General features: G+C 45.1%; 2 protein-coding genes. Both read right to left on the bottom strand.

The annotated features are described in order from the left end of the window. Positions 1 to 956, bottom strand: a 956-nt coding sequence (locus AB4Z17_RS33195; RefSeq protein ID WP_441964693.1) for an ABC transporter substrate-binding protein, incomplete at its 3' end; no start/stop codon positions are given. Positions 957 to 1,120: 164 nt separating this feature from the next. After that, positions 1,121 to 2,179 (bottom strand): GntR family transcriptional regulator, encoded by a 1,059-nt coding sequence (locus AB4Z17_RS33190; protein WP_441964691.1) that lies wholly within the window; start codon positions 2,177 to 2,179, stop codon positions 1,121 to 1,123. Between the last annotated feature and the right edge of the window lie 43 nt (positions 2,180 to 2,222).

The following is a 2,222-nucleotide window of genomic DNA, read 5'->3' as shown; positions in this document are numbered from 1 at the left end:
GCGATATCCCATTCAAACGGCAAATCCCAAAATCCCGGTTGATCCCATGGTCCCATTGGGAACATGCCTACTTTGCCGGCTACAAATCGCGAGTACGAATTCATCGCTTTCTCATCCTCCGGCGACGGCGATACATTATGCTTCAGGCGCAGGTCTGCTACCCATTGCATCGCTTTTGCGAATTCCGGTGTATCAATCGTTACTTTGCCTGTTGTATAGTCGATGAAGTCGCCTCCGCTTGCCCATACCGCGCCTTCCAGCGTAAAGTTGGCTCCGCCATAAATGTCGACTTTGCCGTCGCCATTCTCATCCTTCGTCAGCTTCTTCGCTGCATCCAACCAGTTGTCCCATGTCCATTTGCCAACCTCTGCAGGCGGCAATTCGAGCCCAGCTTCAGTAAACATCGTTTTGTTATATGCCATTGCCCACGGACCTACGTCCTTCGGCAATCCGTACAAATCCCCCTGCCCGAGCTGCTTACCGTCAAAACGGTAACGATCAAGCGCTTGTTTCCATACGTTATCGGCTTGGAACAGCTCGGTCGATTCTAGAAACGGCTGCAGGTTTTGAATCGTGCCTGCTTCGGCAAACTTGTAAAACTGCGGGCCCGATACGTAAAATACGTCCGGTGTTTTGCCCGATGCAACCAGCGTAGACAGCTTCTGATTGTATTCAGCAGGCGGCACGCTTGTGTACTCTACCTTTACGTTCGGATATTTCGTTTCGTATGATTTAATCAGCTTGGCGAATATATCTTTCTCCTGCGGACTGCCATGACCCATAAACGAAATCTTCACTTTTTCTTGCGGTGCGTTTGTTGCTGCATCGCCTTTATTCGCCGTATTTCCATTTGCAGCAGAGCTGTTGCCATTTCCACCTGATGAACAAGCCGATAGCAGCATTCCAAAGCATAATAGCATTACAAGTCCAAGCTTTGTGGATAATTTGCTCTTCATTGCGGTTGTCGCCCCCTATGTTGTGTGAATACTTATTGCGCTCTGTAAGCGCTTAATCCAATGGATTCATTATAAATTATATTGTTATATGTTTATATACTGAATATAATATAAAAAATACCATGCGCTAAAAATCAGCACACGGTATTTTTATGTTTTATTAATTACATTTTGCAAAATTTTACGGGTACGACAATACGCTGCGGCTCGTACTTCCCTTGTAGCTGCGCATGAAGCAATTCAACGGTAACCTTGCAAATCTCGTCTTCATTTTGCTGCAAATACGATACATCCTGAAAATCAGGCCGGTCAAAACAAACGAGCTCGAGATCGTCAGGCACTAACTTCTTCAGCCTCTTCGCTGCGTAATAGGTGTAGTTGGTCAACTCCACATTGACAAYGAATGCTGCTGAAACCTCAGGGCGCTCACTCATAAAGGATTCAATAATGTGCTGCGCATTGCCGCTCGATATATCCTCAATTTTGAGAATACACCACAAATCCTTGTTAATCGGAAGTTTTTTGGCTAAATATGCTTTTTCGAATCCGATCACTCTTTCTTCGGTCGCTGTATTCGTAATTTCAGGCGTGATAAGGGCAATATTCTCATGGCCGCTGTCGAGCAAATGAGTGATAGCCTGTTCCGTTCCATTCACATTATCCGAGCTGACGCTGTACGTGCGAATCTCTTTCAAAAAACGATCAATTAGCACATGCGGAAATTTATCGAGCGACAAGCGTAAAATGCTGTCGTTGTATCGCTCCTCCTCCGTCGGAAATACAATTAATCCACGTACACTTGCAGCGACCATCGATTCAATAGCTGCGCTTTCTTCAAGCTGCGACTCTCTCGTAATCCGTACCTGTAGGTTGTAGCCGCTGGCTGTTACGTACTTTTCGATTGAGTCCAGTATTTTCTGATCCACCTTCGTCTTCATGCACGGTAAAATAAGTCCGATGACGTCCCGCACATGGCTTGAAACATCTAAATCCTCAGTCGTCTCGCCATCCTGTCTTACAAACGTTCCTTTTCCTTGTACTCGAACGAGTACGCCTTCATCCGCTAAACCAATCAACGCGTTTTTACTCGTGATTTGGCTTACTCTATACTTGTCCGCAAGCTCCTTCTCGGATGGGACACGATCTCCAGGACGCAATTTCCCAGCTTTGATTTGCCCTAAAATATCGACTTGAATTTGCTTATATAAAGGGAAATTTTTCATAACAACGCCCTCTCATTATATTAATATATTAATTATACTAAAT

Origin of the sequence: Paenibacillus sp. TAF43_2, from assembly GCF_052113545.1 — a bacterium.
Taxonomy (GTDB): domain Bacteria; phylum Bacillota; class Bacilli; order Paenibacillales; family Paenibacillaceae; genus Pristimantibacillus.
This window is presented reverse-complemented; position numbering and strand designations above follow the sequence as displayed.